The organism is Bradyrhizobium sp. KBS0727 (assembly GCF_005937885.2).
Lineage (GTDB): Bacteria > Pseudomonadota > Alphaproteobacteria > Rhizobiales > Xanthobacteraceae > Bradyrhizobium.
Map to the genome: position 1 here is coordinate 6,450,082 of NZ_CP042176.1, position 24,487 is coordinate 6,474,568.

General features: G+C 63.9%; 21 protein-coding genes and 1 pseudogene. 7 read left to right on the plus strand and 15 right to left on the minus strand.

Going from position 1 to position 24,487, the window contains the following annotated elements; all coding sequences use genetic code 11:
- Positions 1-49: 49 nt before the first annotated feature.
- From FFI89_RS30210 to cysG, 6 genes are all read right to left on the minus strand, one after another.
- The gene (locus FFI89_RS30210) at positions 50-1,051 is read right to left on the minus strand and encodes a sulfate ABC transporter substrate-binding protein (protein ID WP_138835841.1); all 1,002 of its coding nucleotides are present in this window, start codon (positions 1,049-1,051) and stop codon (positions 50-52) included.
- 110 nt (positions 1,052-1,161) lie between these two features.
- The gene (locus tag FFI89_RS30215; RefSeq protein ID WP_138831139.1) at positions 1,162-1,893 is read right to left on the minus strand and encodes a phosphoadenylyl-sulfate reductase; all 732 of its coding nucleotides are present in this window, start codon (positions 1,891-1,893) and stop codon (positions 1,162-1,164) included.
- Positions 1,890-2,405: a DUF934 domain-containing protein gene (locus FFI89_RS30220; RefSeq protein ID WP_138831140.1), complete on the minus strand. Its 516-nt coding sequence runs from the start codon at positions 2,403-2,405 to the stop codon at positions 1,890-1,892. Before FFI89_RS30220 ends, FFI89_RS30215 begins: the two co-directional genes overlap by 4 nt.
- Positions 2,392-4,047 carry a nitrite/sulfite reductase gene (locus tag FFI89_RS30225; RefSeq protein WP_138831141.1) on the minus strand — a complete coding sequence of 552 codons (1,656 nt, stop codon included), beginning with the start codon at positions 4,045-4,047 and terminating at the stop codon, positions 2,392-2,394. The genes FFI89_RS30220 and FFI89_RS30225 overlap by 14 nt, the downstream gene beginning before the upstream one ends.
- 21 nt (positions 4,048-4,068) lie before the next feature.
- Positions 4,069-4,392, minus strand: coding sequence for a DUF2849 domain-containing protein (locus tag FFI89_RS30230; protein ID WP_138831142.1), 324 nt, complete (start codon positions 4,390-4,392; stop codon positions 4,069-4,071).
- Positions 4,389-5,843 (minus strand): siroheme synthase CysG, encoded by a 1,455-nt coding sequence (gene cysG, locus FFI89_RS30235; protein WP_138831143.1) that lies wholly within the window; start codon positions 5,841-5,843, stop codon positions 4,389-4,391. The genes FFI89_RS30230 and cysG overlap by 4 nt, the downstream gene beginning before the upstream one ends.
- A gap of 254 nt (positions 5,844-6,097) precedes the next feature.
- Here cysG and cysD point away from each other — a divergent pair, with 254 nt between their 5' ends.
- From cysD to FFI89_RS30250, 3 genes are all read left to right on the plus strand, one after another.
- Complete coding sequence (gene cysD / locus FFI89_RS30240; protein ID WP_138835843.1) at positions 6,098-6,892, plus strand: sulfate adenylyltransferase subunit CysD; 795 nt, start codon at positions 6,098-6,100, stop codon at positions 6,890-6,892.
- A 25-nt stretch (positions 6,893-6,917) separates the two neighbouring features.
- Positions 6,918-8,834: an adenylyl-sulfate kinase gene (cysC, locus tag FFI89_RS30245; protein WP_138831144.1), complete on the plus strand. Its 1,917-nt coding sequence runs from the start codon at positions 6,918-6,920 to the stop codon at positions 8,832-8,834.
- A 144-nt stretch (positions 8,835-8,978) separates the two neighbouring features.
- Positions 8,979-11,141: a malate synthase G gene (locus FFI89_RS30250; protein WP_138831145.1), complete on the plus strand. Its 2,163-nt coding sequence runs from the start codon at positions 8,979-8,981 to the stop codon at positions 11,139-11,141.
- Positions 11,142-11,290: 149 nt separating this feature from the next.
- Here FFI89_RS30250 and FFI89_RS30255 read toward each other — a convergent pair whose 3' ends face one another.
- Entirely contained in the window at positions 11,291-11,446 is a 156-nt protein-coding gene (locus FFI89_RS30255) for a Thivi_2564 family membrane protein (RefSeq protein WP_138831146.1), read from the minus strand.
- A gap of 203 nt (positions 11,447-11,649) precedes the next feature.
- On the opposite strand from FFI89_RS30255, the gene FFI89_RS30260 reads away from it, so the two are divergent.
- Positions 11,650-13,743, plus strand: coding sequence for a methyl-accepting chemotaxis protein (locus tag FFI89_RS30260; protein ID WP_138831147.1), 2,094 nt, complete (start codon positions 11,650-11,652; stop codon positions 13,741-13,743).
- Between the two features lie 226 nt (positions 13,744-13,969).
- Here the strand turns inward: FFI89_RS30260 and FFI89_RS30265 are convergent, their stop codons facing one another.
- Together FFI89_RS30265 and FFI89_RS30270 are read right to left on the minus strand one after the other, a co-directional pair.
- Complete coding sequence (locus FFI89_RS30265) at positions 13,970-14,632, minus strand: DUF2865 domain-containing protein (protein WP_138831148.1); 663 nt, start codon at positions 14,630-14,632, stop codon at positions 13,970-13,972.
- A 23-nt stretch (positions 14,633-14,655) separates the two neighbouring features.
- Positions 14,656-15,452, minus strand: a pseudogene (locus tag FFI89_RS30270) (L,D-transpeptidase).
- A 351-nt stretch (positions 15,453-15,803) separates the two neighbouring features.
- Between FFI89_RS30270 and FFI89_RS30275 the strand changes: the two are divergent.
- The 3 genes from FFI89_RS30275 (at position 15,804) to FFI89_RS30285 (ending at position 17,885) form a co-directional block, all read left to right on the plus strand.
- Positions 15,804-16,862 (plus strand): AI-2E family transporter, encoded by a 1,059-nt coding sequence (locus tag FFI89_RS30275; RefSeq protein ID WP_371722542.1) that lies wholly within the window; start codon positions 15,804-15,806, stop codon positions 16,860-16,862.
- A 66-nt stretch (positions 16,863-16,928) separates the two neighbouring features.
- Positions 16,929-17,300 (plus strand): YqjD family protein, encoded by a 372-nt coding sequence (locus FFI89_RS30280; RefSeq protein ID WP_138831150.1) that lies wholly within the window; start codon positions 16,929-16,931, stop codon positions 17,298-17,300.
- A 135-nt stretch (positions 17,301-17,435) separates the two neighbouring features.
- Positions 17,436-17,885, plus strand: a complete 450-nt coding sequence (locus FFI89_RS30285) for a hypothetical protein (protein WP_138831151.1) — start codon at positions 17,436-17,438, stop codon at positions 17,883-17,885.
- 78 nt (positions 17,886-17,963) lie between these two features.
- Here FFI89_RS30285 and FFI89_RS30290 read toward each other — a convergent pair whose 3' ends face one another.
- The 6 genes from FFI89_RS30290 to FFI89_RS30315 all read right to left on the minus strand — a co-directional run bounded on the left by FFI89_RS30290 (position 17,964) and on the right by FFI89_RS30315 (position 24,343).
- A complete protein-coding gene (locus tag FFI89_RS30290) occupies positions 17,964-18,365 on the minus strand; it encodes a hypothetical protein (RefSeq protein WP_138831152.1) in 402 nt (133 codons plus the stop codon).
- 229 nt (positions 18,366-18,594) lie between these two features.
- Positions 18,595-19,962, minus strand: coding sequence for an MATE family efflux transporter (locus tag FFI89_RS30295; protein ID WP_138831153.1), 1,368 nt, complete (start codon positions 19,960-19,962; stop codon positions 18,595-18,597).
- A 212-nt stretch (positions 19,963-20,174) separates the two neighbouring features.
- Positions 20,175-22,190, minus strand: coding sequence for a PAS domain S-box protein (locus FFI89_RS30300; protein WP_138831154.1), 2,016 nt, complete (start codon positions 22,188-22,190; stop codon positions 20,175-20,177).
- 368 nt (positions 22,191-22,558) lie between these two features.
- Complete coding sequence (locus FFI89_RS35110) at positions 22,559-23,035, minus strand: hypothetical protein (RefSeq protein WP_246669300.1); 477 nt, start codon at positions 23,033-23,035, stop codon at positions 22,559-22,561.
- A gap of 126 nt (positions 23,036-23,161) precedes the next feature.
- Entirely contained in the window at positions 23,162-23,341 is a 180-nt protein-coding gene (locus FFI89_RS30310) for a hypothetical protein (RefSeq protein WP_138831155.1), read from the minus strand.
- 201 nt (positions 23,342-23,542) lie between these two features.
- Complete coding sequence (locus FFI89_RS30315; protein WP_138831156.1) at positions 23,543-24,343, minus strand: response regulator; 801 nt, start codon at positions 24,341-24,343, stop codon at positions 23,543-23,545.
- Between the last annotated feature and the right edge of the window lie 144 nt (positions 24,344-24,487).

Sequence of the window (24,487 nt, forward strand, 5' to 3'; positions counted from 1 at the left end):
GTCGTGCGACCGCTGTGCTCACAAGTCCCCCTGCTCCGGCTTCGACCCATCAGTTCTTGTAGATCTGGTCGAAGATGCCGCCTTCGCCGAAATGATCCTTCTGCGCTTTGGTCCAACCGCCGAAAACGTCGTCGATGGTGAAAAGTTCAACCTTGGCGAAGGATTTTTCGTATTCCCTGGCAATTTCCGGATCGCGCGGACGATAGGAATTGCGCGCGGCAATTTCCTGACCCTCCTTGGTATACCAATATTTCAGATAGGCCTCGGCGGCGTCACGGGTGCCTTTTTTGTCGGCCACCTTGTCGACCACGGCCACAGGCGGTTCCGCGAGGATCGAGAGCGGCGGCGATACGATCTCGAACTTGTCCTTGCCGAACTCGCGCTGCGCCAGGAACGCCTCGTTCTCCCACGCCAGCAGCACGTCGCCGACGCCGCGCTCGACAAAGGTCACCGTCGAGCCGCGCGCACCGGTATCGAGCACCGGCACGTTCTTGTAGAGATCCCCGACGAACTGCTTCGCCTTGTCGGCGGAGCCGAACTTCTTCTGCGCGTAGCCCCACGCCGCAAGATAGTTCCAGCGTGCGCCGCCGGAGGTTTTCGGGTTCGGCGTGATGACGCTGACGCCAGGCTTGATCAAATCGTCCCAGTCCTTGATGCCCTTGGGATTGCCCTTGCGCACCAGGAACACGATCGTCGAGGTGTAGGGCGAGGCATTGAGCGCCAGCTTCTTCTGCCAGTCGGGCGCCAGCAGCCCCTTGGCGGCAATCGCGTCGATGTCATAGGCCAGCGCCAGCGTGACCACGTCGGCCTGCAGGCCATCGATCACCGCGCGCGCCTGCGAGCCGGAGCCGCCATGCGACTGCTTGATCTCGATGCTCTTGCCGGTGTCCTTCTGATAGGCCGCCGCAAACGCCTTGTTGAAATCGACATAGAGCTCGCGCGTCGGATCGTAGGACACATTGAGCAGGCTGATATCGGCAGCGAACGCCGAACTTGCCCAGAGCAGTGCCGCGACCAGCGGCAGCATACGGCGGACCATCGCAATCTCCATTCGGTTCGACAAAACTGTCATCGAAAACACGGAGAGCATAAGTCGCGGCGAAGGCGCTTTAAGTCAACGAAACCGCATTTCATACTTTGCGGTAGCGCGGCGTCATTGTCCTACGAAGTCTTCATCGTATGGATGCCGCATTCTGTCTTGGCTTTGCCGCGCCAGCGGCCGGCGCGCTCGTCCTCGCCGGGCGCGCTCCGGCTCGAGCAAGGCATACACCCGACCGACAGATAACCCGATGCGACCAATGGATGCGGCGGCAGCTTGGCGAGCTGGTAGATCGCCTCGATTTCCGCGCGCGACACATTGGCAAACGGGTTGAATTTCAGCTTTGCGCCGTCATCCTCGACGACAGGGATGTCCGCCCGCGTTCCGCCCTGGAACCGCTTGCGTCCGTTGATCCAGGCCGAAAACGGCTTCAGCGCCCGCGCCAGCGGTTCCACCTTGCGGATGCGGCAGCAGGCGTCGGGATCGGAGAACCACAATTCGCGGTCGGGATCCTTCGCCGACAGGGTTTCCTCTGATGGCTTGATCGAACGCACGTCGCGCAGGCCCAAGGTCGAAATCAGCGTGTCGCGATAGGCCAGCGTCTCCTCGAACAGCCAGCCGGTGTCGAGGAAGACCACGGGGATCGCCGGATCGACATCGGCCATCACCTTGAGCAGCGCCGCCGATTCCGTCCCGAACGACGACACCAGTGCGAGGTGTTCGCGGCCGGCAGTCTTTAGCGCGGTTTCAATGACCTTGGCCGGCGACGCGTCGCGCAGCGCACGATCGAGCGCTGCGGCCTGCGACGGCTCTGCGACCGCTCCGGTCAGGGTCTGTTGCGGGATCGCGTTCACTGGCCGGCACTCTCCGAATGACGCAGTTGCATCCGCCGATTGAGCGCGGTGACGCGGCCATCGCCGGTCGGCTGGTAGAACACCGAATAGCGCTTGGCGGTCGAGGCAAACGCCTCGGCGTCGCTTTCCTTCTTCACCTCGAAGGCGTCGAAGCCGGCCCGCAGCATGAATACGAACTGGTCGCGCAGCACCTGGCCGGTGGCGCGCAGCTCGCCCTCAAACCCGTGGCGCTCGCGCAGCAGGCGCGCCTGACTATAGGCGCGGCCGTCGCGGAACGACGGAAACACCAGTGCGACCGCCGCCAGCCGGTCGAGATACGGCACGAGGTCGTCGAGGTCCCGGTTGTTCGGCCAGATCACGCCGGTCTTGCCGGCCCGCCGCGACAGCGTTTCGGGGTCTTCGAGGAACCGCGCCGCCGAAATCAGGATCGCGCCGTCAACCGGCAGCTCGGCGCCGTCGGCGACGTGGACAAAGAGATCGCTGACGATCTTCGCGTTCTTAACGAGTGGCATAGACGCGCTCCTTGAATGGTTCGACACCGAGCCGCTTGACCGTATCCACGAACAGTTCTTCGGGACGGTCGCGCAGCGCGAGATAGGCTTCGACAATGTCTTCGATCACATCGGCGACCTCGGCGTAAGGCACCGACGGGCCGATCAGGGTGCCCATCTGGGCGTTCTCGTCGGCGCGGCCGCCGATCGTGATCTGGTAGAATTCCTCGCCGTTCTTTTCGACGCCGAGAATGCCGATGTGGCCGACATGGTGATGGCCGCAGGCATTGATGCAGCCGGAAATGTTGATGTGCAGCCGCCCGATCAGATTGGCGGTGTCATGGTTGGCAAAGCGCTTGGTCAATTCCTGCGCGATCGGGATCGAACGCGCATTGGCCAGCGAGCAGTAATCAAGCCCCGGACAGGCGATGATATCGGTCACCAGGTTGATATTCGGCGTGGCGACGCCGATTCGATCGAGCGCCTTCCACAACACCGGCAGGTCGCGCTTGGCGACATGCGGCAGCACCAGATTCTGCTCGTGACCGACACGGATTTCGCCGAAGGAATATTTCTGGGCGAGGTCGGCAATCGCGTCCATCTGATCGGCGGTAGCGTCGCCCGGCGGTCCGCCCACCGGCTTCAGCGACAGCGTCACGATCGAATAGCCCTGCACCTTGTGCGGGAACACGGAGTTCTTTCGCCACGCCTCGAACTTCGGATCGTGCGCCGCCTGCTTCAGCTCGTCCGGCATGTGCGGCAGCTTTTCGTAGGCCGGATAGGAGAAGCGCGAACGGATTTCCTCGACGACGGCATTGTCCAGCGTCAGCGCGCTGTCGTCCATCAGCTTCCATTCTTCCTCGACTTCTTTTGCGAACTTCTCGATGCCGAGTTCGTGCACGAGGATCTTGATCCGCGCCTTGTAGATGTTGTCGCGGCGACCGTACTGGTTGTAGACGCGCAGGATCGCCTCGACATAGCTCAGGAGATCGCGGCCGTGGACGAACGGCTTGATAGTCTTGCCGATGAACGGCGTGCGGCCGAGACCGCCGCCGACCAGCACCTCGAAGCCGGTTTCTCCGTCGGCGTTCTTGTGCAGCCGCAGGCCGATGTCGTGGATCTTGATCGCGGCACGGTCATGGTCCGAGGCGGTGATCGCGAATTTGAACTTGCGCGGCAGGAACGAGAATTCCGGATGCAGCGTGGTGTACTGCCGCAGGATTTCGGACCAGATGCGGGGATCTTCGACCTCGCCGGGTGCGACGCCGGCCCACTGGTCCGAGGTGACGTTGCGGGTGTTGTTGCCCGAGGTCTGCATGGCGTGGATGCCGACGCCGGCAAGGTATTCCAGCGCATCCGGCAGTTCGGCAAGCTTGATCCAGTTGTACTGGATGTTCTGCCGCGTGGTGAAGTGGCCGTAGCCGCGATCGTAGCGGCGCGCGACGTGCGCCAGCGCCCGCAACTGCTTCGACGACAGCGTGCCGTAGGGAATGGCGACGCGGAACATATAGGCGTGCAGTTGCAGATAGACGCCGTTTTGCAACCGCAGCATCTTGAATTCGTCCTCGGTGAGTTCGCCGGAAAGACGGCGCTTCACCTGGTCGCGAAATTCGGAGACACGCTCGTTGATCAGCGTGCGGTCGAGTTCGTCATATGCGTACATGATGGATCAACCCTTGATGGATCAGGCTTGCGCCGGAACCGGAATATCGATGGTCAGACCTGCCGACCGGATCTGTTCACGAAGATTGCCGGGCCCGATCTTGCCGGTGTCCCTGACCTCGACCGGCGCGATATAGGCACCGATCGCGCCGACGTCATCGGCGACGGATTCGGCCAGCAGCGCGCGGGCTTCATCGGAAGTCCGGACGATCGCGGCATCCGAGAGCTCCGTCGACCAGCCTTGCTGAGCGGTACGGTAGATCACGGCGCCATCCCAGGTTCGGTTGGCGGTCACCATCGACGGGCCCGATAATTTGATTTTCTTCTGTTCGAGCGGAGAGGTCATTCGGCAGCTTCCAGCAGGTTGGAGATCACTTCGTTGAGATGGAATTGTTCATCGAGGTTGGACTGGCGCCACGGCGCGGAATGCGCAACCACGTCGCCGATAATGAGGACGGCGGGCCCGCCGTCGATTTGTTCGACCAGGCCGGGAAGATTTTCGAGCCTGCCGACCGCGGCCTGCGCGTCCGGCCGCGTCACCCGCGCGAAAACGCCGACCGGCGTCTGCGGCGAGCGGCCGGCGGCCAGCAGGCCCTCGCGGACCGACGGCGCCGCGGTCATGCCCATGTAGACGACGATGGTCATCTTGTCGTCCGTGAGCACCGACCAGTCCACCTTCTCGGCGTCGCTGGCCTTGTGCGCGGTCAGGAAGGTGATGCGCGTCGCCTCGCGCCGATAGGTCAGCGGCACTTCGAATTGCGAGGCGGCCCCCAGTCCCGCGGTGATGCCCGGCACCACCGAACAGGCGACGCCGGCCTGACGCAGCGCGTCGATTTCCTCGCCACCGCGGCCAAAGATGAAGGAGTCACCGCCCTTCAGCCGCACCACGCGCTGGCCGCCCCTGGCCGCATCGATCAGCAACTGGTTGATGTTTTCCTGGCCGATACCGGGCTTGCCGACGCGGCGGCCAACCGGAATGCGCGACGCATCGCGACGAATGCGATCGAGAATCTCCGCCGACACCAGTTCGTCGTAGAACACGACATCGGCATCCTGCAGCGCGCGCAACGCCTTGACGGTGAGCAGATCCGGATCGCCCGGTCCGGCGCCGACCAGCGTCACCCAGCCCTCTGCCTTGCCCTGCGCGTTGGCGCCGGCGAAGCCGGAGGGATCGGCGATGTCCTCGAGTGCGGTTTCGGCTTCGGTCCTGCGCCCGGCCAGAATCAGCGCGCCGATCGGGCCATCGATCACGCGTTCCCAGAAGCGGCGGCGCAGTGCGAATTCGGGGATGCGCTCATGCATCGATTTGCGAAAGCCGCCGATGAAACTGGCGAGATCGCCGATCCGCGCCGGCAACACGGCTTCGATGCGCTCGCGCACGCGGCGCGCCACCACCGGCGAGGACCCGCCGGTCCCGACCGCGACGACGACGTCGCCGCGATCGACGATTGCCGGAAAGATGAAGGTCGAATGCGCGAGGTCGTCCATCACATTGACGGGCAGGCCAACCGCCTTTGCCCGCACCGACATCGCAACGCCGATGTCGCCGGCACCGGCGCAGAGCACCGCGATGACGTTTGAGAGATCAGCGGTCAGCGGATCGCCGGTCGCGGGTTCGATCCGCGCCGCGTCGGCGTCTTCGAGGCCGCCGAGATCGTAATTGCCGTCGGTCGAAAACCAGCGAACCCGTGCGCCCGCCGACGTCAGCAAACGCAATTTTGCGCGCACGAGATCGCCGGCTCCGACGAGCAGCACCACGCCGCTTTGCAAATCGAGGAACACGGGCAGAAATCGCATGCGATACTCGCTTCCCCCACTTCCGGGGTTGACTGGAATTATTTTCTATATATGTCTCGTTCAATGGCCGCAAAGAGAAAATTATTTCTTCTCTATTGCGGTGCAACTATAGAATTTTAGCCTCCTACCGCCAAGGCTCAGAGATGCATCTTCTCAACAACGAATCCGCTTCAGACCGATTGCGCGGCCCGGACCTCCAACAGGCATCTTCCGTGCCGCGAATTTTGGCGGCGGGACGGCTGCCGCCGCCGTCGATGGATCACCTCGACGAACTCGAGGCGCAGAGCATCTACATTCTGCGCGAAGCGTTCGCGCGGCTGAAGAAGCTGGCGCTGCTGTGGTCGCTGGGCAAGGATTCCAACGTGATGATCTGGCTGGCGCGCAAGGCCTTCTTCGGCCGCGTGCCGTTCCCGGCGCTGCACGTCGACACCGGCAAGAAATTTGCGGAGATGTATGCGTTCCGCGACCGCTTCGGAAAAGAGTGGGAGCTCGATCTCAAGATCGAGCCCTGCCCGTCGATCGATGCGGTCGATCCGACCTTGCCGCCGGCCGCACGCTCCGCGGCGCGCAAGACCGAAGGCCTGAAGTGGGCGCTGACCAAATACGGTTTCGACGGATTAATCGCCGGCATCCGCCGCGACGAGGAAGCAACCCGCGCCAAAGAGCGCGTGTTCTCACCGCGCGGCCTCGAAGGCGGCTGGGACGTCCGCGATCAGCCGCCGGAATTCTGGGACCAGTTCAACGCCTCGCCGCCGCCGGGCGCGCATTTGCGCATTCATCCGATCCTGCATTGGACCGAGGCCGACATCTGGGCCTACACCAAGCGCGAAAATATTCCGATCATCCCGCTTTATCTGGCGAAAGACGGCAAGCGTTATCGCTCGCTCGGCGACCAGGACATCACCAATCCGGTGGCGTCATCCGCGTCGAACATCGACGAGATCCTGACCGAGCTCGACGGCACCAAGGTGCCGGAGCGCGCCGGCCGTGCGCTCGACCACGAAACCGAAGATGCCTTCGAGCGGCTCCGCGTCGCCGGCTATCTCTGACCTGTTTTCAAGTTAGGCGGCTCCGATGAACATGATCCTTCCCGCAAGCGTCTCGGCGACACCGAACGGCACCACGCGGCCGCAAGTCCGCATCGTCATCGTCGGTCATGTCGATCACGGCAAATCGACCCTGGTCGGACGGCTGCTGCACGAGACCGGCAGCCTGCCCGAGGGCAAGCTCGAGATGCTGAAAGCCGTCAGCGCGCGGCGCGGCATGCCGTTCGAATGGTCGTTCCTGCTCGATGCGCTGCAGACCGAGCGTGACCAGGGCATCACCATCGACACCACGCAGATCCGTTTCCGCACCCGCTCGCGCGACGTGGTGCTGATCGATGCGCCCGGTCACGCCGAATTCCTGCGCAACATGATCACCGGCGCCTCGCAGGCCGATGGCGCGGTGCTGATCATCGACGCGCTGGAAGGCGTGCGCGACCAGACAAGGCGTCACGGCTATCTCCTGCATCTCTTGGGAATCAAGCAGGTCGCTATCGTCGTCAACAAGATGGACCGGGTCGACTTCAGCGCCAGCAGATTCAAGGAGATCAGCGACGAGATTTCCGCGCATCTTGTTGCCCTCGGCGTGACGCCGTCGGCGGTGATTCCGATTTCCGCGCGCGATGGCGACGGCGTCGCCGAACACACCGCCAGGATCGGCTGGTACCGGGGCCCGACCGTGGTCGAGGCGCTCGATGCGCTCGAGCCGGCCCGACCGCTGGAGCAACTGGCGCTGCGGCTGCCGGTGCAGGCGATCTACAAGTTCGACGACCGCCGCATCGTCGCGGGCCGCGTCGAATCCGGCCACCTCAGTGCCGGCGATGAAATCGTCATCATGCCCGCCGGCAAGATCGCCAGGATCAAGACCGTCGAGAGCTGGCCGGTGACGCCGCTTCCGGGCAGCCACGGCGCCGGCCGCTCGGTCGGCATCACGCTCGACCGCGAACTGTTCATCGAACGCGGCGACGTCATTGCGCACGCCGGAGCAACCCCGCGCGATACGCGGCGGATCCGCGCCCGGATTTTCTGGCTGCACGACAAGCCGCTGTCGAAGGGCGATCAGATCCTGATCCGCCTCGGCACAAGAGAGAGCCGCGCCAGCGTGGTCGCGATCGAGAAGGCGGTCGATCCCGGCGAACTTTCCAACGAGGAGACCAAGGCGATCGCACGCAATCACGTCGGCGAAATCGACATCTCGCTGGCGCAGCCGATCGCGGCCGATCCCTATTCCGACAATCCGCGCACCGGACGGCTGGTGATCGAGGTCAACGGCCGCATTGCCGGCGGCGGCCTGGTGCTGTCGGTCGACGCCGGACAACGCGCCATTCCCGTCGACATCGTGCCGGTGGAGAGTGCGTTGCGCCCCGAGGAGCGCTCGGCGCGTTACCGCCACAACGGCGCGGTGATCTGGCTGACCGGCTTGCCGGGCTCCGGCAAATCGACGCTGGCCCGCGCGCTGGAGCGCCGGCTGTTCGGCAACGGCGGCTCGCCCATTCTGCTTGACGGCGACACGCTGCGCGCCGGCCTCAACAGCGACCTTGGCTTTTCTCCGCAGGACCGCAGCGAAAACATCCGGCGCCTGGCCGAAGTCGCCACCCATCTGGCGCGCAACGGCCATATCGCGATCGTCGCCGCGGTTTCGCCGGCGCTGGCCGATCGCGCCGCGGCGCGGCGCATCGCCGACACCGCGTTCCGCGAGGTTCACGTCGCCGCACCCGCCGAGGTCTGCGAGAGCCGCGATCCCAAGGGCCACTATGCCAAGGCACGCGCCGGGACCCTGCCGTCGTTCACCGGAATCACCAACGACTACCAGCCGCCGACCGAATGCGAGTTGAAGATCGACACCTCGACCCGCTCGGTGACCGACGCCACCGACGAGATCGAGCGGATGCTGGGCGAGACCGGCATCTTGTTCAACGAACTGGTCGACCTGGCGGCCAATATCTAGGCCTGCATTCAGGCCTATTGGGGCCTTCTCATTGACCCGGCTTTAGCGCTAAAAGGGCTGCCAACGCGGCCCCTTTGGCGCGTTTTTTGCTGCTTTTCCTCTGAAAACAGCCCGTAAACGCCATTTCGATTGAGAAAGCCCATCATGAATCGTGTCGATGCCCACGGATTGAAGATCGCCCCTGTCCTGTTCGATTTCATCGCCAAGGAGGCGACCCCCAAAACCGGGATTTCGCCCGACGCGTTCTGGGCCGGTGTCGCCGCCATCATCAAGACATTGGGGCCGAAAAACCGCGAATTGCTCGCCGTCCGCGACGCGCTGCAGGCCAAGATCGACGGCTGGCACCGCGCCCACAAGGGCAAGGCGTTCGACATGAACGCCTATACGACCTTCCTCAAGGAGATCGGCTACCTGCTGCCAGAGCCGGCGACCCACAAGGTCGAGACGGCAAATGTCGATGAGGAAATCGGCAAGATCTGCGGGCCGCAGCTGGTCGTTCCCCTGACCAACGCCCGCTACGCGCTCAACGCCGCCAATGCGCGCTGGGGCAGCCTGTACGATGCGTTCTACGGCACCGACGCGATCCCGCACGATCCGAGCGAGGGCGGCAAGGGCTACAACAAGGCGCGCGGCGACAAGGTGATCGCCAAGGCCAAGGCCTTCCTCGACGCCGCCGTGCCGCTGGCGACCGGCAGCCACACCGACGTGACGTCGTACAGCGTCATCGCCGGCCAGCTTGCGGTCAAACTGAAGAGCGGCAATGCGACCGCGCTGAAAAATGCCGCGCAGTTCGCCGGCTATCTGGGTGACGACGCCGCACCGACCGCGATCCTGCTGGTCAACAACGGCATGCATATCGAGGTCAAGATCGACCGCAGCAACATCATCGGCAAGGACGATCCGGCCGGCGTTGCCGACATGATCCTGGAATCGGCGGTCTCGACCATTCTGGACATGGAAGACTCGGTTGCGGCCGTCGATGCCGAAGACAAGGTGCTGGTCTATCGCAACACGCTCGGCCTGATGGACGGCTCGCTGTCGGCCGACTTCGACAAGGGCGGCAAGACGCTGAAGCGCGCGCTCAACCCCGACCGCGTCTACAAGACGCCCGACGGCAAGCAGCTGACGCTGCACGGCCGCAGCCTGCTGCTGATGCGCAATGTCGGCCATCACATGTTCACCGACGCCGTGCTCGACGACAAGGGCGAGGAAATTCCGGAAGGCCTGCTCGATGCCGCGGTCGCCGGCCTGTTGGCGATCCACGATCTCAAGGGCTCGTCCAAGACCAGGAACAGCCGCACCGGCTCGGTCTACATCGTCAAGCCGAAGATGCACGGCCCCGACGAAGTAGCCCTGACCTGCGAACTGTTCGGCGCGGTCGAGAAGCTGCTGGGCCTGCCCGAGAACACCATGAAGGTCGGCATCATGGACGAGGAGCGCCGCACCACGGTCAACCTCAAAGCCTGCATCCAGAACGCCTCGAAGCGCATCTGCTTCATCAATACCGGCTTCCTCGATCGCACCGGCGACGAGATCCATACCTCGATGGAAGCGGGTCCGATGATCCGCAAGAACGACATGAAGGCGCAGCCCTGGATCAAGGCCTATGAAGACTGGAACGTCGACATGGGCCTGATCGACGGCCTGCCCGGCCATGCCCAGATCGGAAAGGGCATGTGGGCCGCGCCCGACAAGATGGCGGATATGCTCACCCAGAAGATCGGCCATCCGCAGGCCGGCGCCACCACGGCCTGGGTGCCGTCGCCGACAGCCGCCACGCTGCACGCGCTGCATTATCATCAGGTCAACGTGCAGGCCCGCCAGCAGGAGCTCGCCAAGGGTGGCCAGCGCGCAAAACTCTCCGACATCCTGACCATTCCGGTGTCGCAGTCGAACTGGGCGCCGGATGACGTCAAGCAGGAGATCGACAACAACTGCCAGGGCATCCTCGGCTATGTCGTGCGCTGGATCGACCAAGGCGTCGGCTGCTCCAAGGTGCCCGACATCCATGACGTCGGCCTGATGGAAGACCGCGCCACCTTGCGTATCTCGAGCCAGCATCTGGCGAACTGGCTGCACCAAGGCGTCATCACCGAGGCTCAGGTGATGGAATCGCTGAAGCGCATGGCGGTCGTCGTTGACGGCCAGAACAAGGGCGATGCGCTGTACAAGCCGATGGCGCCTTCGTTCGACGGCGTCGCCTTCAAGGCAGCCTGCGACCTCATCTTCAAGGGCCGCACGCAGCCGAACGGCTATACCGAATACATCCTCACCGCCCGCCGCCGCGAAGCCAAGGCGGCCGGCTGATCGGCGAGGACGCGTCTCAAGGAAAAGCCCCGGCGATTTGCCGGGGCTTTTTTCGTTTGTCTGTCATTCCGGGATGGTGCGCTAGCACCAGACCCGGAATCTCGAGATTCCGGGTTCGATGCTTCGCATCGCCCCGGAATGACGGCTCGCTAAAACACTGCGATGTATTTCAGCAGCGAGATCACGCCGAGCACGATCACGACGACGCGGCAAATCTGCTTGGCGCGGCCGTCGAGTGGTAGCAGGTTGATGAGATAGAGGATCAGGATAACGACGAGAAACGTGACGAGTGCGCTGACCAGCATGCGGGGGCCCCCTCGGCCATTCGTTGAAATGCGCTGTTAGGTTTTCGTTAACGTGCCGGATGGCTACGGGTTCCGCACGAGGAACTACAGATCCCATCCAAAATCCCAATCATTTCAATGATCCTCGTAGTAATACGGCATTAACACTGCCTAAGTATTTACCCTTTTCCCCCCAAATGGCCGGCAGCCTTGGGGGGAGCATCATGTTGAATCGTCTGACCGTATCGGCGCTGCTGAAGACCGTCATCCTCGCCACTTCCTTCTGCGTGGTGGTCGGATTTTCGCTCAACGCCTGGGATTCCTGGGGGCGCCTGCAGCAGACCGCACGCATCTCGGTCATCACCGACGCTTCCGCCAACATGTTCAAGGCGATGCACAATCTGCGCACCGACCGCTCGACGACCAACCGGCTGCTGAACGGCGGCGCGCCGATGGACGGCGACATCGAGAAATACCTGCGATCGCTGCGCGACGCCGAAATGCCGGGCATGAGCAACGCGCTCGCGCTGTTCGGCAAAATCGAATTCCCCCAGCAGCAGACCCTGGTCCCCGAATTCGACCGCCTGTTCAGGACGCTGACCGCCGCGCAGAAGGAATTCTGGGAGCTGATGGCGCAGCCGACATCTCCACGCCGTGCGGCGCTGGCCAAGGAATACATGGAGACGACGCAGGGGTTGCTGAACGTCCTCGATAAACTGTCGGGCGTGCTCGCCGGCAGCGTCAACCACCAGGACGCCGTGATCGACCAGTTGTTCGCCATCAAGCAGATCGCCTGGCTGCTGCGTAACACCGCCGGCGAGGCTTCGCTGCTGATTTCGAACGGACTGGCGATGGAGCGGATCCCGGCGGAAACCCGCCTGACCTTCACCAAATTCGTCGGTGGCACCGACGCCGCATGGAACGCGCTGCAACTGACCGCGTCCGGCATGCAATTGCCGCCGGCGTTGGCCAGCGCGATCGAGGCCAACAAGAAGGCGTATTTCGAACAGTCCTATCTCGACCTGCGCGAGCGCCTGCTGAAGGCGATGATCGCCGGCGAAAAACCCGAACTGACCGCGAACCAGTGGAGCCCGATCACGGTCGGACGTCTCAGCGCCGCCGTCGGTGTCGCCGAAGGCGCGCTCGACGCGGCCCGCGATCACTCAGCGATGCAGTATTCCAGCGCCATGCGCTCGCTGGTGCTACAACTGTCGCTGCTGGCCGCCGCCCTCGCCTTGACGTTCGGCGCGATGACGATGGTCACCCGTCGCGTCATCCGGCCGCTGCACAACATGCGCGACGCGATGCTCAAGGTCGCCGCCGGCGACCTCGCGGTCGACACCGGCTACACCACGCGCCAGGACGAAATCGGCGCGCTGGCCGGCGCACTGGAAACCTTCAAGCAGCAGGCGATGGACAAGGTCCGGATCGAGGCGCAGGAGCGCGAGCACAACGCCGCCGCCATGGGCCGGCAGAAGGCGATCGAAAACTATGTCGGCGAGTTCGAGAGCGTGGTGCGCCAGACGCTGAACCAGCTCGGCGACGCGTCGGGCCAGATGCGCACCACGTCGACCGGCCTGTCGACGGTTTCCCGCCAGACCAATGCCCGCGTCGAGGTCGCCGAGAAGGCGTCCGGCGAAGCTTCGAACAGTGTCGAGAGCGTCGCGGCCGCGGCCGAGGAACTCAGCGCCTCGATCAACGACATCTCGCAGCAGGCGGCGCATGCAGCCGGCATTGCCAGCCGCGCGGTCGGCCAGGCGCGCGAAACCGACAGCACCGTTCAGGGCCTCGCCAAATCCGCGGCGCGGATCGGCGAAGTCGTCGGCCTGATCAACACCATCGCAGCCCAGACCAACCTGCTGGCGCTGAACGCCACCATCGAAGCCGCCCGGGCCGGTGAAGCCGGCCGCGGCTTTGCGGTGGTCGCTTCCGAAGTCAAATCGCTGGCGAGCCAGACCGCGAAGGCGACCGAGGAGATTTCCGAGCAGATCTCCGACATCCAGAAGGTCGCCGGCGAAGCCATCGACGCCATCAAGCGCATCGGCGGCATCATCGGCGAGGTCAACGAGGTCGCGACCGCGATTGCCGCCGCGGTGCAGGAACAGGGCGCCGCGACCCAGGAGATCACGCGCAGCACGCAGTACGCGGCGCAAGGCACCAAGAACGTCTCCGAGAACATCGTCGGTGTGAAGGCCGACGCCGATGCGGCGGCGGTAGCGGCTGACGACGTCAAGAGCGCCTCCGAAACGCTGGAGACGCAGAGCCAGCAGCTCGGCCATCAGGTCACGGATTTCCTTGGGAAGATTCGGGCGGCGTAGGTTCGATTAACGCCGTCATGGCCGGGCTTGGCCCGGCCATCCACGACTTTCGCGCTACAGCCAAGCAAGTAAGACGTAGATACCCGGGACAAGCCCGGGCATGACGAACACTGAATTCGGCAACACCCCCACCCATAGCCGATGCAAAGCATCGGCGTCCTTATGTGAAGTACGGCGGCCGCTGGCCGCCTGCGCCTCCCCCGCGAGCGGGAGAGGGACAAGACCATCACTCCGCCGCCACCACCGGCGCACGTTGGTACTTCGCGCGCACGCGTTCCGACGCGGGTGAGAAGTTCAGCGCGGCGCCGCGTCTGTCGGCGCTGCGGCCGGCAACCACGAGGCCGTTTTCGCCGGCGACGATGTCGCCCTTGCGCAGCGTCGGATCGTTCTCGATCTTGACAGGCGCCAAGCCCATCTGGTCCTTGCCGTTACAGGTGCACCCCGCCACGATCTCGGTGCGATACCGAAAGGCATTTGGCAGTTCCGAATAGGGCTTTCCGTTGTCGGTCGCGGCACTGTCGATGTTGCTGCCATAGACCACCGTGGTCTCGCTGGCGGGACAAAAACTGTTGCACGACGCCGCCCGGCTTGCGTTGTCCGACGCCGTAATCGGGAAATAACGGCCGTCGCAGGTGCGCACGCAGAACGCCTGGCCGCCACCACCGGCATAGCGCGACCGCAGCTCGCTCCGCGGCGCCGGGATCGAACCATCCTCGTTGGCAAACGGCATCGAGATATAGGGATGCGGGGCCCGCGCCCGGCCACCGAAGCCGCCGAACAGCGCCGAGAAAAAATCCTGGGCCTGGGCTGCCGGCGCCAACGCGGCGGCGCACAGCAGCACCGCCGCTGTCCACGCTGCCGGTTTTCCATATTGCACGCGCATGTTCATCTCCCGTCGCTATTGCCGAGCGCTCAGTTGGCCGGCGACGCCGTCAAGTTCATCGCCTGCCGCCCCGAGGGCGGCGTGGTCACGACCGGACGAGAATGGGTTGCGGCCGGACGAACCGTGATCGTGGTCCTGGTATCCCCGCCGCGCGCTACGATCGGCGCGTTGGTCAAGGCATTCTTGGGCAGCACCACGACCCGGGTCCCGACATCGACACGGCTGAACAGGTCGCTGACATCCGCATTGGTCAGGCGGATGCAACCGCTCGAGACGAACTTGCCGATCGTCGAGGGATCGTTGGTGCCGTGAATGCGGTACTCGCTCGAGCCGAGATACATCGCCCGCGCGCCGAGCGGGTTGCCGGGGCCACCGGCCATGAAGCGCGGCAAATAGGGTTGGCGCGCAATCATCTCGGCCGGCGGATGCCAGTCCGGCCATTCCGCCTTGCGCGAGATGGTCTGCACGCCCGCCCACGTGAATCCCTCGCGGCCGACGCCGACGCCGTAACGGATAGCCTTGCCCTGGCCGAGCACGTAATAGAGTGCGGTGTTGCCGGTATCGATGATGACGGTGCCGGGCGCTTCCGCGGTATTGAAAGTGACCACCGCGCGGCGCAGCCGCTCCGGCACGGCACCCTCGTCGCGGGCGCCGTCATCACCTCGTCGGTCGGGAAGCCATTCCGCTGGGTCGAAGCGTAGCCGAAGGTTTGCGCGCCGGCCGCGCTCGGGAGCGCGAGTGGCGCCAGCACCAAGGCGCTGATGAAGGCGAGCGCGTTTGCGGCGCGCGAAGAGGATCGGCGGCTGACTGCGAAAGACTGTGTCATCGGACTGCCCCGTTAAGTGCGCATCGAGTGATGCTCTGATCAACCAACACCGTCAGGGCTCCACGGTTCCGTCCGACTCGCGCGCAAGAGCGTTCTGTCAAGCCGCGGCATGCTCACCCTTCCGCGATGGAACTTTGGTGATAGCCCGACGTTATGCGCCTTGAATTCAGATCGCGGGCGACGCCGTTTCTGCGGAGTTATTGCCGCCCCGCGCGGGGGAGAACCATTGTGCGCGTCACCCCCACCCAAGCCGTGCCCACCCAAGTCCTGCCCACCCAAGCCGTGCCGAGCGAACGCCAGAAATCCGACCCCAGCGATCGCCAGCCCCGCAGCGGGCCGGAAGGCACGCCTGTGCCCGACAGCAAGGCCGAAGCGCCACCGGTGATCCGCCGCGCGGAGATGGTCGCGTTCGCGCTCGTCGCGCTCCTGATCATCTGCGTCGTTGCGGTGCTCTATGTGGCGAAGGCGTTCTTCCTGCCGATCACGATGGCTTTCATCATCGGCACCATGCTGTCGCCGGCGGCGAACCTGCTGGAGCGCTACCGCGTCCCGCGCGCCGTCGCGGCAGTCCTGATCGTTATCGCGGTGGGCGCCGCCGTCACGTTCATGGTCGGGCTGATCGCCTCGCCGGTGATGGAATGGAGCAACAACCTTCCCGAGCTCGGCGCGCGACTGAAGGAAAAAGCGCACCTGTTCGACCGGCCGCTGGCGCTGTGGCAGGAGCTACAAAGCTTGCTGGGCGGATCCGATACACTGGCGACGTTCCAGTTGCCGAAGATCGAATGGGTTCAGCCGACGGTGGAATTTCTGTCGCCGACCTTTACCGAATTTCTGCTGTTCGTCCCGACCCTGATCCTGTTCATCGCAAGCTGGCGCGAGCTGCGCCGCGCGATGATCATGAATTTCGGCGACCGGCCGGTGCGATTGCGGACGATGCGGATCCTCAATGAGATCGAGGAGCAACTCGGCAACTACCTCCTGATGGTCACGATGATCAATGTCGGCGTCGGCATCATCACCGGCTTCATCTGCATGGTGTTGGGGATGCCCAATCCGGCTGGGTTGGGCGCGATGGCCGCGACCTTGAACTACATTCCGATCATCGGCCCGATCGCGACATTTGCGATTCTGGTCGTGGTCGGCCTCGTCACCTTCCCGACCCTCGGTGGCGGCCTGCTCGCGCCGGCGGCGTTTGCCGCGATGGCCTTTCTTGAAGGTCATTTCATCACGCCGACGATCGTCGGCCGCAGGCTGTCGCTGAATGCGCTCGCCGTCTTCATGGCGCTGGCGTTCTGGACCTGGCTGTGGGGTCCGATGGGCGCGTTCCTGTCGTCGCCGCTGCTGATCGTGGCGCTGATCGTCAGGGAGCATCTGATGCCGGTCGATTCGCCGCAGTTGCCGAGCGATTAAACCGGTTCCGATCGGGAACTTCCAAAGCAACGGGGCGTTTTTCTCCGAGCAAGCCGGGAGCTTTCGATGGCGAGTATCGATGGCGAGATTGGATTGAAGAACATGACTGACAAAGCGACCTATGAACGCCTGGAAAAGGATGTAATCGCCGTGAAAAACGATATCGCCGCCCTGACCGACCAGATCACCGACGCGCTCAACAGCTTCGCCGGCACGGCCACCAAGCAGGCGCAGCGCGGCTACAAGCAGGCCCGCGCCAATGCGGAAGCGGCGGTCGATGACATGTCGGAGCGCGGCAGCGCCATGATGGATGCGGCCCATGACGCAGCGACGTCGATCGAGGAGACGCTGGAAGACGTCATCACGCAGCGCCCGCTGGCAACCGTGGGGCTGGCGCTCGGCCTCGGCTTCCTGATCGGCGCGACGTGGCGGCGGTAAGACGTGGTGGCGGTAACATGGCTGCGACAGGCATTGCGATGAAGCGCGCCAGCAAACCAGGCTTGATCTCGCGATGGCGCCGCTGGCGCGCAGTCGTCGCTTTTGTTGACGCTCTTTTCAAATCGAGGCGGGTCGATGTTTCAGCGATGGATCGATGACTTCAAGGATTCGACCGGCACGGCGTTGCGGCTGACCTCGCTGGCGGCGGCCGCCGCGATGGCCCTGTTCGTCACCACCTCGTTTCTGTGCGCGGCGGCGTTCGTGTTCGTGCTGGAGAAATACGGCCCGGTGCAGGCCTGCCTGACCGGGGCTGTCATCTTCTTCGTGGTCACGATGATCGCGGCGATCTGCTACTTGGTGCGCAAGAACCAGATTAAGGCTCGCGCCGAACAGGCCGCCAAATCCACCGCACATACCTTGCTGGCCGACCCGATGCTGGTCGCCGCCGGCATCCAGGTGGTGCGCGCGATCGGCGTCAAGCGCCTGATCCCGATCCTCGCCGTCGGCGGGCTGGCGCTGGGATTGATGATGAGCCGCGGCGCGGCGGGCAGCAGCGATGCCCCGAGCGAAGCGCCGGCGGAGTAGGCGTGATCTATCTGCACGTCGCCCCGGTGACCGGCTTGTTGTCGGGCAAATCAGTCGTGTTGGCGTGTTATCGTCAGCTCACGTCACGCAACGCCCGGGCTCCAGCAGCTTGGCGACCTCGGTCAGGACGCTGACCACGGGCTCGCAGGCCACGGTCGTTTTCCGGTCGCCGGACTTCATCATCGAGGGCGCCGGACGGTTGCGCGCCTCGTCCTTGACGCTGTCCTTTGCGGCGGGCATGCGCACCAGCACCGAGGTGTCAGGCATGCCATTGAGCCGCAACGCAATGGTCTGGGTCTGCCCAGGCGCCAGCCTGACCGGAGCGCGGTCCGCCTTGGCGGCGCGGTTGATGCCGGTCTCGGGCGCCGCGGAAGCAACTCGCCCAATGCCGGTCAGGTCACGGCCGAACGCCAGTTGCACTGCACCGCACGCGACCGAAATCGCGAACGCGCCGAAAACTGCCTTGGATATCTGTGACATGGCGGTTTGTCCCTCGCCCCATTGGCGATCGGACCAACAACGCGGTTCGAAGCAACCCGGTTCGGGAACCGGCCATCACTTAACCGTGTACGAAAAGATTTGCGGCCGGCGGGAACGAATCCGGGGGCTGCGCGTAGTTACGGCAGCCGGTTATTCCCCCTGCCCCATTGACCGGCGACGTAGGGCGCGAGCGTGGTGATGCCGCTCGCGCCCTTCTTTTTTCGTTGTCTCACGCCCTCTGAAACAACCCCCATCCCGCTCTGCTCGATCGCGCCCGCAGCACCGCGAGCGTCACCGCCACCAGGGCGAAGTCGGCGAGCGGCAGCGCCAGCCAGATGCCCTGCTCGCCGATCGCGAGCGGCAAGAGGAAGATCAGCGGAATCGCGAACAGATAGGTGCGCGCCAGCGACAACAGCGCCGAGCGCCTGATGTCGCCGATGCTCTGGAAATAGTTTGCGATCATCATCATCGGGCCGGACGAGAAGTAGCCGGCGACGAATACCGGGAGGATGCGCGCAACCTCGGCGATCACGACCGCGTCGGTCACGAACAGTCCGCCGATGTCTTTTCGGAACAGGATCAGCAGGCCCTCGGCGAGGCCAGCATAGGCAAGGCTCCAGGCCAGCGCCAGCTTCAGGGTGGCGTTGGATCGCGGCCATAGCCCAGCGCCGGTATTGTTGCTGACCATCGCCTGCAGCGCGAGGCTCATGCCAAGCAGCGGGAAGTAGGCAAAGGTCATCATTCGGCTCAGCACGCCATAGGCCGCAATCGACGCGTCGGTGTGCGCGCCGCCGTTCAGTCGCAGCGACAGGATGGTCGCCGCAGCACCCGCCGCGATGCCAACAAAGGCAAGGCTGCGTGGCGCGCCGAGCGCCAGCATCTCGCGCCAGCCTGTCTTCGACGACGCCAGATCCATGGGTGCCAGCGTCAGCCGCGCCCTGCCGCTCTGGCGATAGAGCACGACCAGCGCCAACGCGATCGCCTGCGCCAGCGCGGTGCCGCAGGCCGAACCGGCGACGCCGAATTTGAGCGGCGCGATCAGGAGATAGTTGAAGCCGATATTGGCCAGCGTCACCATGAGGCCGGCGAGCGCCATGGCGCCGACCCGCCCCTCGATGCGCAGCGCGTCCGACTGCACAGACAGCAGGAACAGCAGCGGCGAGGTGAAAATCGTGATGCTGAGGAAGCTGTGCGCCATGGCAGCCAGTTCCGTCGAGCCCGTGGCGAGCGCCAGAGTCAGCGGCCAGCCGAATGCTGCGAACAGCGCCATCGCGATGGCGCCGACGCAGAACGACAGGCCATGCGCGCCGGCGAATATGCCGCGCGCCTCGTCGAGCCTGGCAGCGCCAAGCAGACGGCCGAGTATGCTCGCCATGCCGCTCGAGATCATCGTCGCCAGCGCCACCATCAGCATCGAGAGCGGAAATACCATGGTCACCGCAGTCAGCGCGTCCGGCCCGACAAAGGCACCGAGAAACATCGCATCGACCACGGTCAGCAGACCGTTGACGCTGGTCAGCAGGATGATCGGCAGCGCGGTCCGCGCGAAGGTCCGCGGGATGGAATCGCCGGTATAGGCGTTCGTTCGGTCGGTCATTCGGCTTTCTCGGCATGATGAGAGATCGACAGCCGCGGCGGCTTTGCGGGCCGGGCTCCCGTTCATGCCTAATTATATCCGGATAATACTTATGTCAATATTACCCGGATAATAAGTAGAAAGCCGACATCAAAAAAGGAGGCAAGGAAGGGCGCGAGCGTGGTGATGCCGCTCGCGCCCTTCTTTTTTGTGCAACGCGCCGCATTCGCGGATCAGGACGCCGGCGCCCCGGCCGCCAATGCTTCCCTGATCCGGCGGGCGAGTTCGACCTTGCGATAGGGCTTGGTCAGAATGATCGACCGCGCGGAGGCATGTCCCTTTTCGATCAATGTCTCCAACGCGTAGCCGGAGCTGAAAACGACCGGCAGGCCGCTGCGGACCTGGCGGGCCAGATCGGCCAGGTCCCAGCCGCTCATGCCGCCCGGCATGACGATATCGGTAAACAGCATATCGATCCCGGGGTTTGCCCGAAGCTTGCCCAGGGCATCGTCGCCGGTGACGGCAGCGATCACGGTGTAGCCGAGGCTTTCCAGCCTGCGCACGACCGACGCGCGGACGAAGGGATCGTCCTCGGCCACCAGGATCGTTTCATCGCCCCTGGGGGCGCCTTCTTCATTGGCGGTGTCTTGCTCGGGAACCCGCGGAACGGCGGTGCCGACGCGCGGCAAATAGAGGCGCACCGTCGTGCCCAGCCCCGGCTCGCTGTAAATCGAGACGTGACCGTTCGACTGCTTGGCAAATCCGTACACCATGCTCAGGCCGAGGCCTGAGCCCTTGCCGACCTCCTTGGTGGTGTAAAACGGCTCGAACACCCGGCCAATCACTTCGGGCGTCATACCCTCGCCGTTGTCGGTCACGGCGATCAGGGCGTATTCCCCGGTCGTGACTTCCGGATGCGAGCCCGGGGCGCGATCATCGAGCGAGACGACGTCGGTGCCCAGCGTCAGCTTGCCGCCCGAGGGCATGGCGTCCTGCGCGTTCAAGGCAAGGTTCAACACCGCCGATTCAAGCTGGGCGCGGTCGACAAAGGCGAAAATCCCGTCGGGATCGAAAGCGGTCACGATTTCGATATCCTCCCGCAGCGTCCGCCGCAGCAGCTTGTGCATGGAATCGAGCAGTTCGTGGCAATCGACGGCGAGCGGCTGTAGGAATTGCCGGCGGCTGAACGCCAGCAGCCGCTGCGTCAGCTCCGCGCCGCGTTCGCCCGACCGGCAGATATCGTCGGCGATCCGCCGCAGGTCCTCCCGAGACTTCAGTTGCTCGCCGAGGTGTTCGGCATTGCCGATCATGACCGTGAGCAGGTTGTTGAAATCGTGGGCGATGCCGCCGGAGAGTTGCCCGACGATCTCCATTTTCTGCGACTGGCGAAGTTGCTCCTCGGTCTGCTTGCGCGAGGTCAGGTCGTGAACGATTCCGACAAAGATCGATTCGCCATCCTGCTTCGCCTCGCCGACCGACAGCTCCATCGGAAAGGTGGAGCCGTCCTTGCGAAGGCCGATCACCTCGCGGCCGGTACCGATGATCTTGCGCTCGCCGGTGCGCAGGAAACTGCTGACATAGCGATCGTGGTGGTCGCTATACATCGGCGGCATCAGTATCTTGACGTTTTCGTGGAAGACTTCTTCTGCCCGATAGCCGAACAGCCGCTCGCAGGCCGGGTTGAACAACAGGATGCGGCCCCGGGCGTCGATCAGGATGAAGCCGTCGACCGCGGTTTCGACCACCGCCGTCAGCCGCGCCATGCTTTCGCGCTGGGCGCGCTGGGCCGCGCGGAATTGCGCCAGCAGATTTTCAGAATCGCGGGCCTTGATCTCTTCGTCCTTGAGCGCCTCCTGCACCTGACGGAATTCAAACGGCGACGGAATGGTCAGGAGTTTCGGCAGCAACGGCCACAGCATTCCGGCGGTGAATACCGAGGCGGCGGCTGTCGCGGCCTTCACCAGCCCCTCGATGCCGTACACCGGCACCCACAGCGTATAGATCGACAGCACATGCGTCAGGCCGCATGCCATGATGAAGATGCCGAACGACCAGTAGACCCATCCGAACCGGAGGTCGCGGCGCTTGAGGACAAAAATCGCCAGCGCAAACGGAATCGAGAAATAGGCCAGCGCGATCAGCGCGTCGGACACGACATGCAGCCAGATCAGCTCGGGCTCCCACAGCAGGCAAATGCCGTGGGGAGAGAACATCGACGAATCCAGAATACGCTCAAGGAATTTTGTCATAATCGGACCCCGGTCTGCGCAACCAGCAATATGGAACCCATGGTGCGCGATTCGGGTCGGTGAGTTAAGGCGTCGGCGGAAGCTGTTATTCCCCTTGGCGCGCAAACCGCCGCGCAGGTCCGGGAAGCCGCAAGCCGGCTGCCGGTATTTTCAGCGGCATCCGGCTTATCCGCCGGACGACGCCCCCATTGCCGCTATGACCTGAGGTATTTGTTGATCCGCCTGGGACCGGCCACTGGTGAACGCAAACGTTCGCTGTCCGCCCCAATCCGCAGCAGGCATCAAACCGGTTTGATTTGAAAGTGCGTTGTGGCCGGCACAGCGCCGGCGTTATGCCGGCTCAAGCGACGGCAGGCCGTGCGAGCCGCTCAGAGCAGTCGCGTGCGGATGGCTTGCTCGACCGCGGCGAGCTCGCGATTGGCCTTCAAGAGCTGGTTCTCGGCCGCTTGCGCGCGAAACTCCGCCGCGGTGGCATAGTCTTCGGCGGATTCGATGCGCTTCTCGGCATGGTTCAATGCCCGGGTCGCTTCCTGAAGCCTGCGATTGAGCTCGGTGATGGTTTCGAGCCGCGCGCGTTCCGCGGCCTGCTTCTGCCGTTCCGCCAGAAGCAGTTTTTCAGCCAGGCTCTTGCACAACGACTGAGCGTTGGCCTCTCGCTCGCGCGCGTGATGTTCCATGCTGTCGAACAGTTCGGCGGCCTGGTTGACCAGATCCAGCGCCGTCTCGCCGTAGTCTTCTTCGTCGGACCGGGGGAACCTGAGAACGTTCTCCCTTTCCCGGCTCGAAGATCGGTCCCGATAATCCCAGATGTCCTCGCGGAGCTGCTGATTGCTTCGGTACGCCATGTGCGTGCGGCCTTTTACTGAACACCAGAGCCGAAAACTATCGCAACATGGTAAAGGCGGCGTTAATCGGCGCACCGGCCCGGGCGGCGCGCCGCGGTACCCGAATCATCCGATGTGCCACTGGCATCAGCCGATGTGCCATTGGCCCTTGTGAATGTCGAACTTCACCGAGCCTTCGTCCCGCATTTTCAGCAAAATCGCCTGGCAAGCTTCCTGATTGGGCAGATTGGCGCGCTTCATGACTTCAAAGATCTTGAGCGGCTTCTCGCGTAGCGCACTCAGGATTTTCTCGCGATCGTTGAGCATGTGATTTTCCTCTGCTGATGGCGGCTGTGCAGTGCCGGTACCGATGTGCCGATACGCTGCGTGACGCGTCTGTGCAAGACAATCCCGACCCAAATTGTGGCAAGTTTATTGGCGATCGACCGCAAGATCAGCCTGCAGAAAACAAAAACGGCGCGCCACACCGCGCGCCGTTTTCAGTTCGCAAACGGGTTGACCGTCGCCTTACGCCACCTTCGGCGCGCGGTTCTTCGAGTTGCGCTGGAAGAACAGCGCCTGACTCGCCACCGCCGAGACCATCGCCGGCTGGAACGGTTTTGAAATCAGGAACGCGGGCTCCGGACGCTCGCCGGTGAGGAAGCGTTCGGGATAAGCGGTGATGAACACGACAGGCACTTCGAAGGTCTTGAGCAGTTCGTTGACCGCGTCAAGACCGGATGAGCCGTCGGCAAGCTGGATGTCGGCCAGGATCAAACCGGGCTTGCGGTTCTTGGCGAGTGCGACCGCATCGGTATGGGTGCGGGCGACGCCGATGACGTTGTGGCCGAGATTCTTCACGAGGCTTTCGAGATCCATCGCGATGAAGGTCTCGTCCTCGATGATCAGGACATCGGTGGCGATTTCGGCCGCCATCTCGCGGCCGGCGGTATCGGCGAGCCTGCGGGTCTCGGCGATCTCCTTGTCGAGGATGAACGCCACTTCCTCCTCCGAAAACCCTTCCAGCGACAGCAGCAGGAAGGCCTGTCGTGGCAATGGGGTGATATTCGAAAGCCGGCGCTCTGACGGCGACGACGTGGAAGAGGTCTCGGACCTTTCGTTGATCGAGACCGAATTCCAGATCTGCGTGAACAGCCGGAACAGGCCGGCGCGGGCGCCGTGGCGCTCGTCCAGCAGCGAGGGATCCTGCAGCAGGGCCTCCAGCATGGCCCCGACATAGGCGTCGCCGGACGCCTGGCTGCCGGTCAACGCACGGGCATAGCGCCGCAACAGCGGCAAATGTTCAGCAACGAGCTGTGATCGGGACATCCCCATTCCATCCTTGTCTAGTCGCACTTCGGGTCGACCATGCCTGAAACCGAGGTTCAGACCGGGCGCATCTGAACGGGGTGACCCGGTTCCCCTGTCATCTCAACTACGCTTGAACAGCGAGAAAGTTCCCGGAAAAAGTTC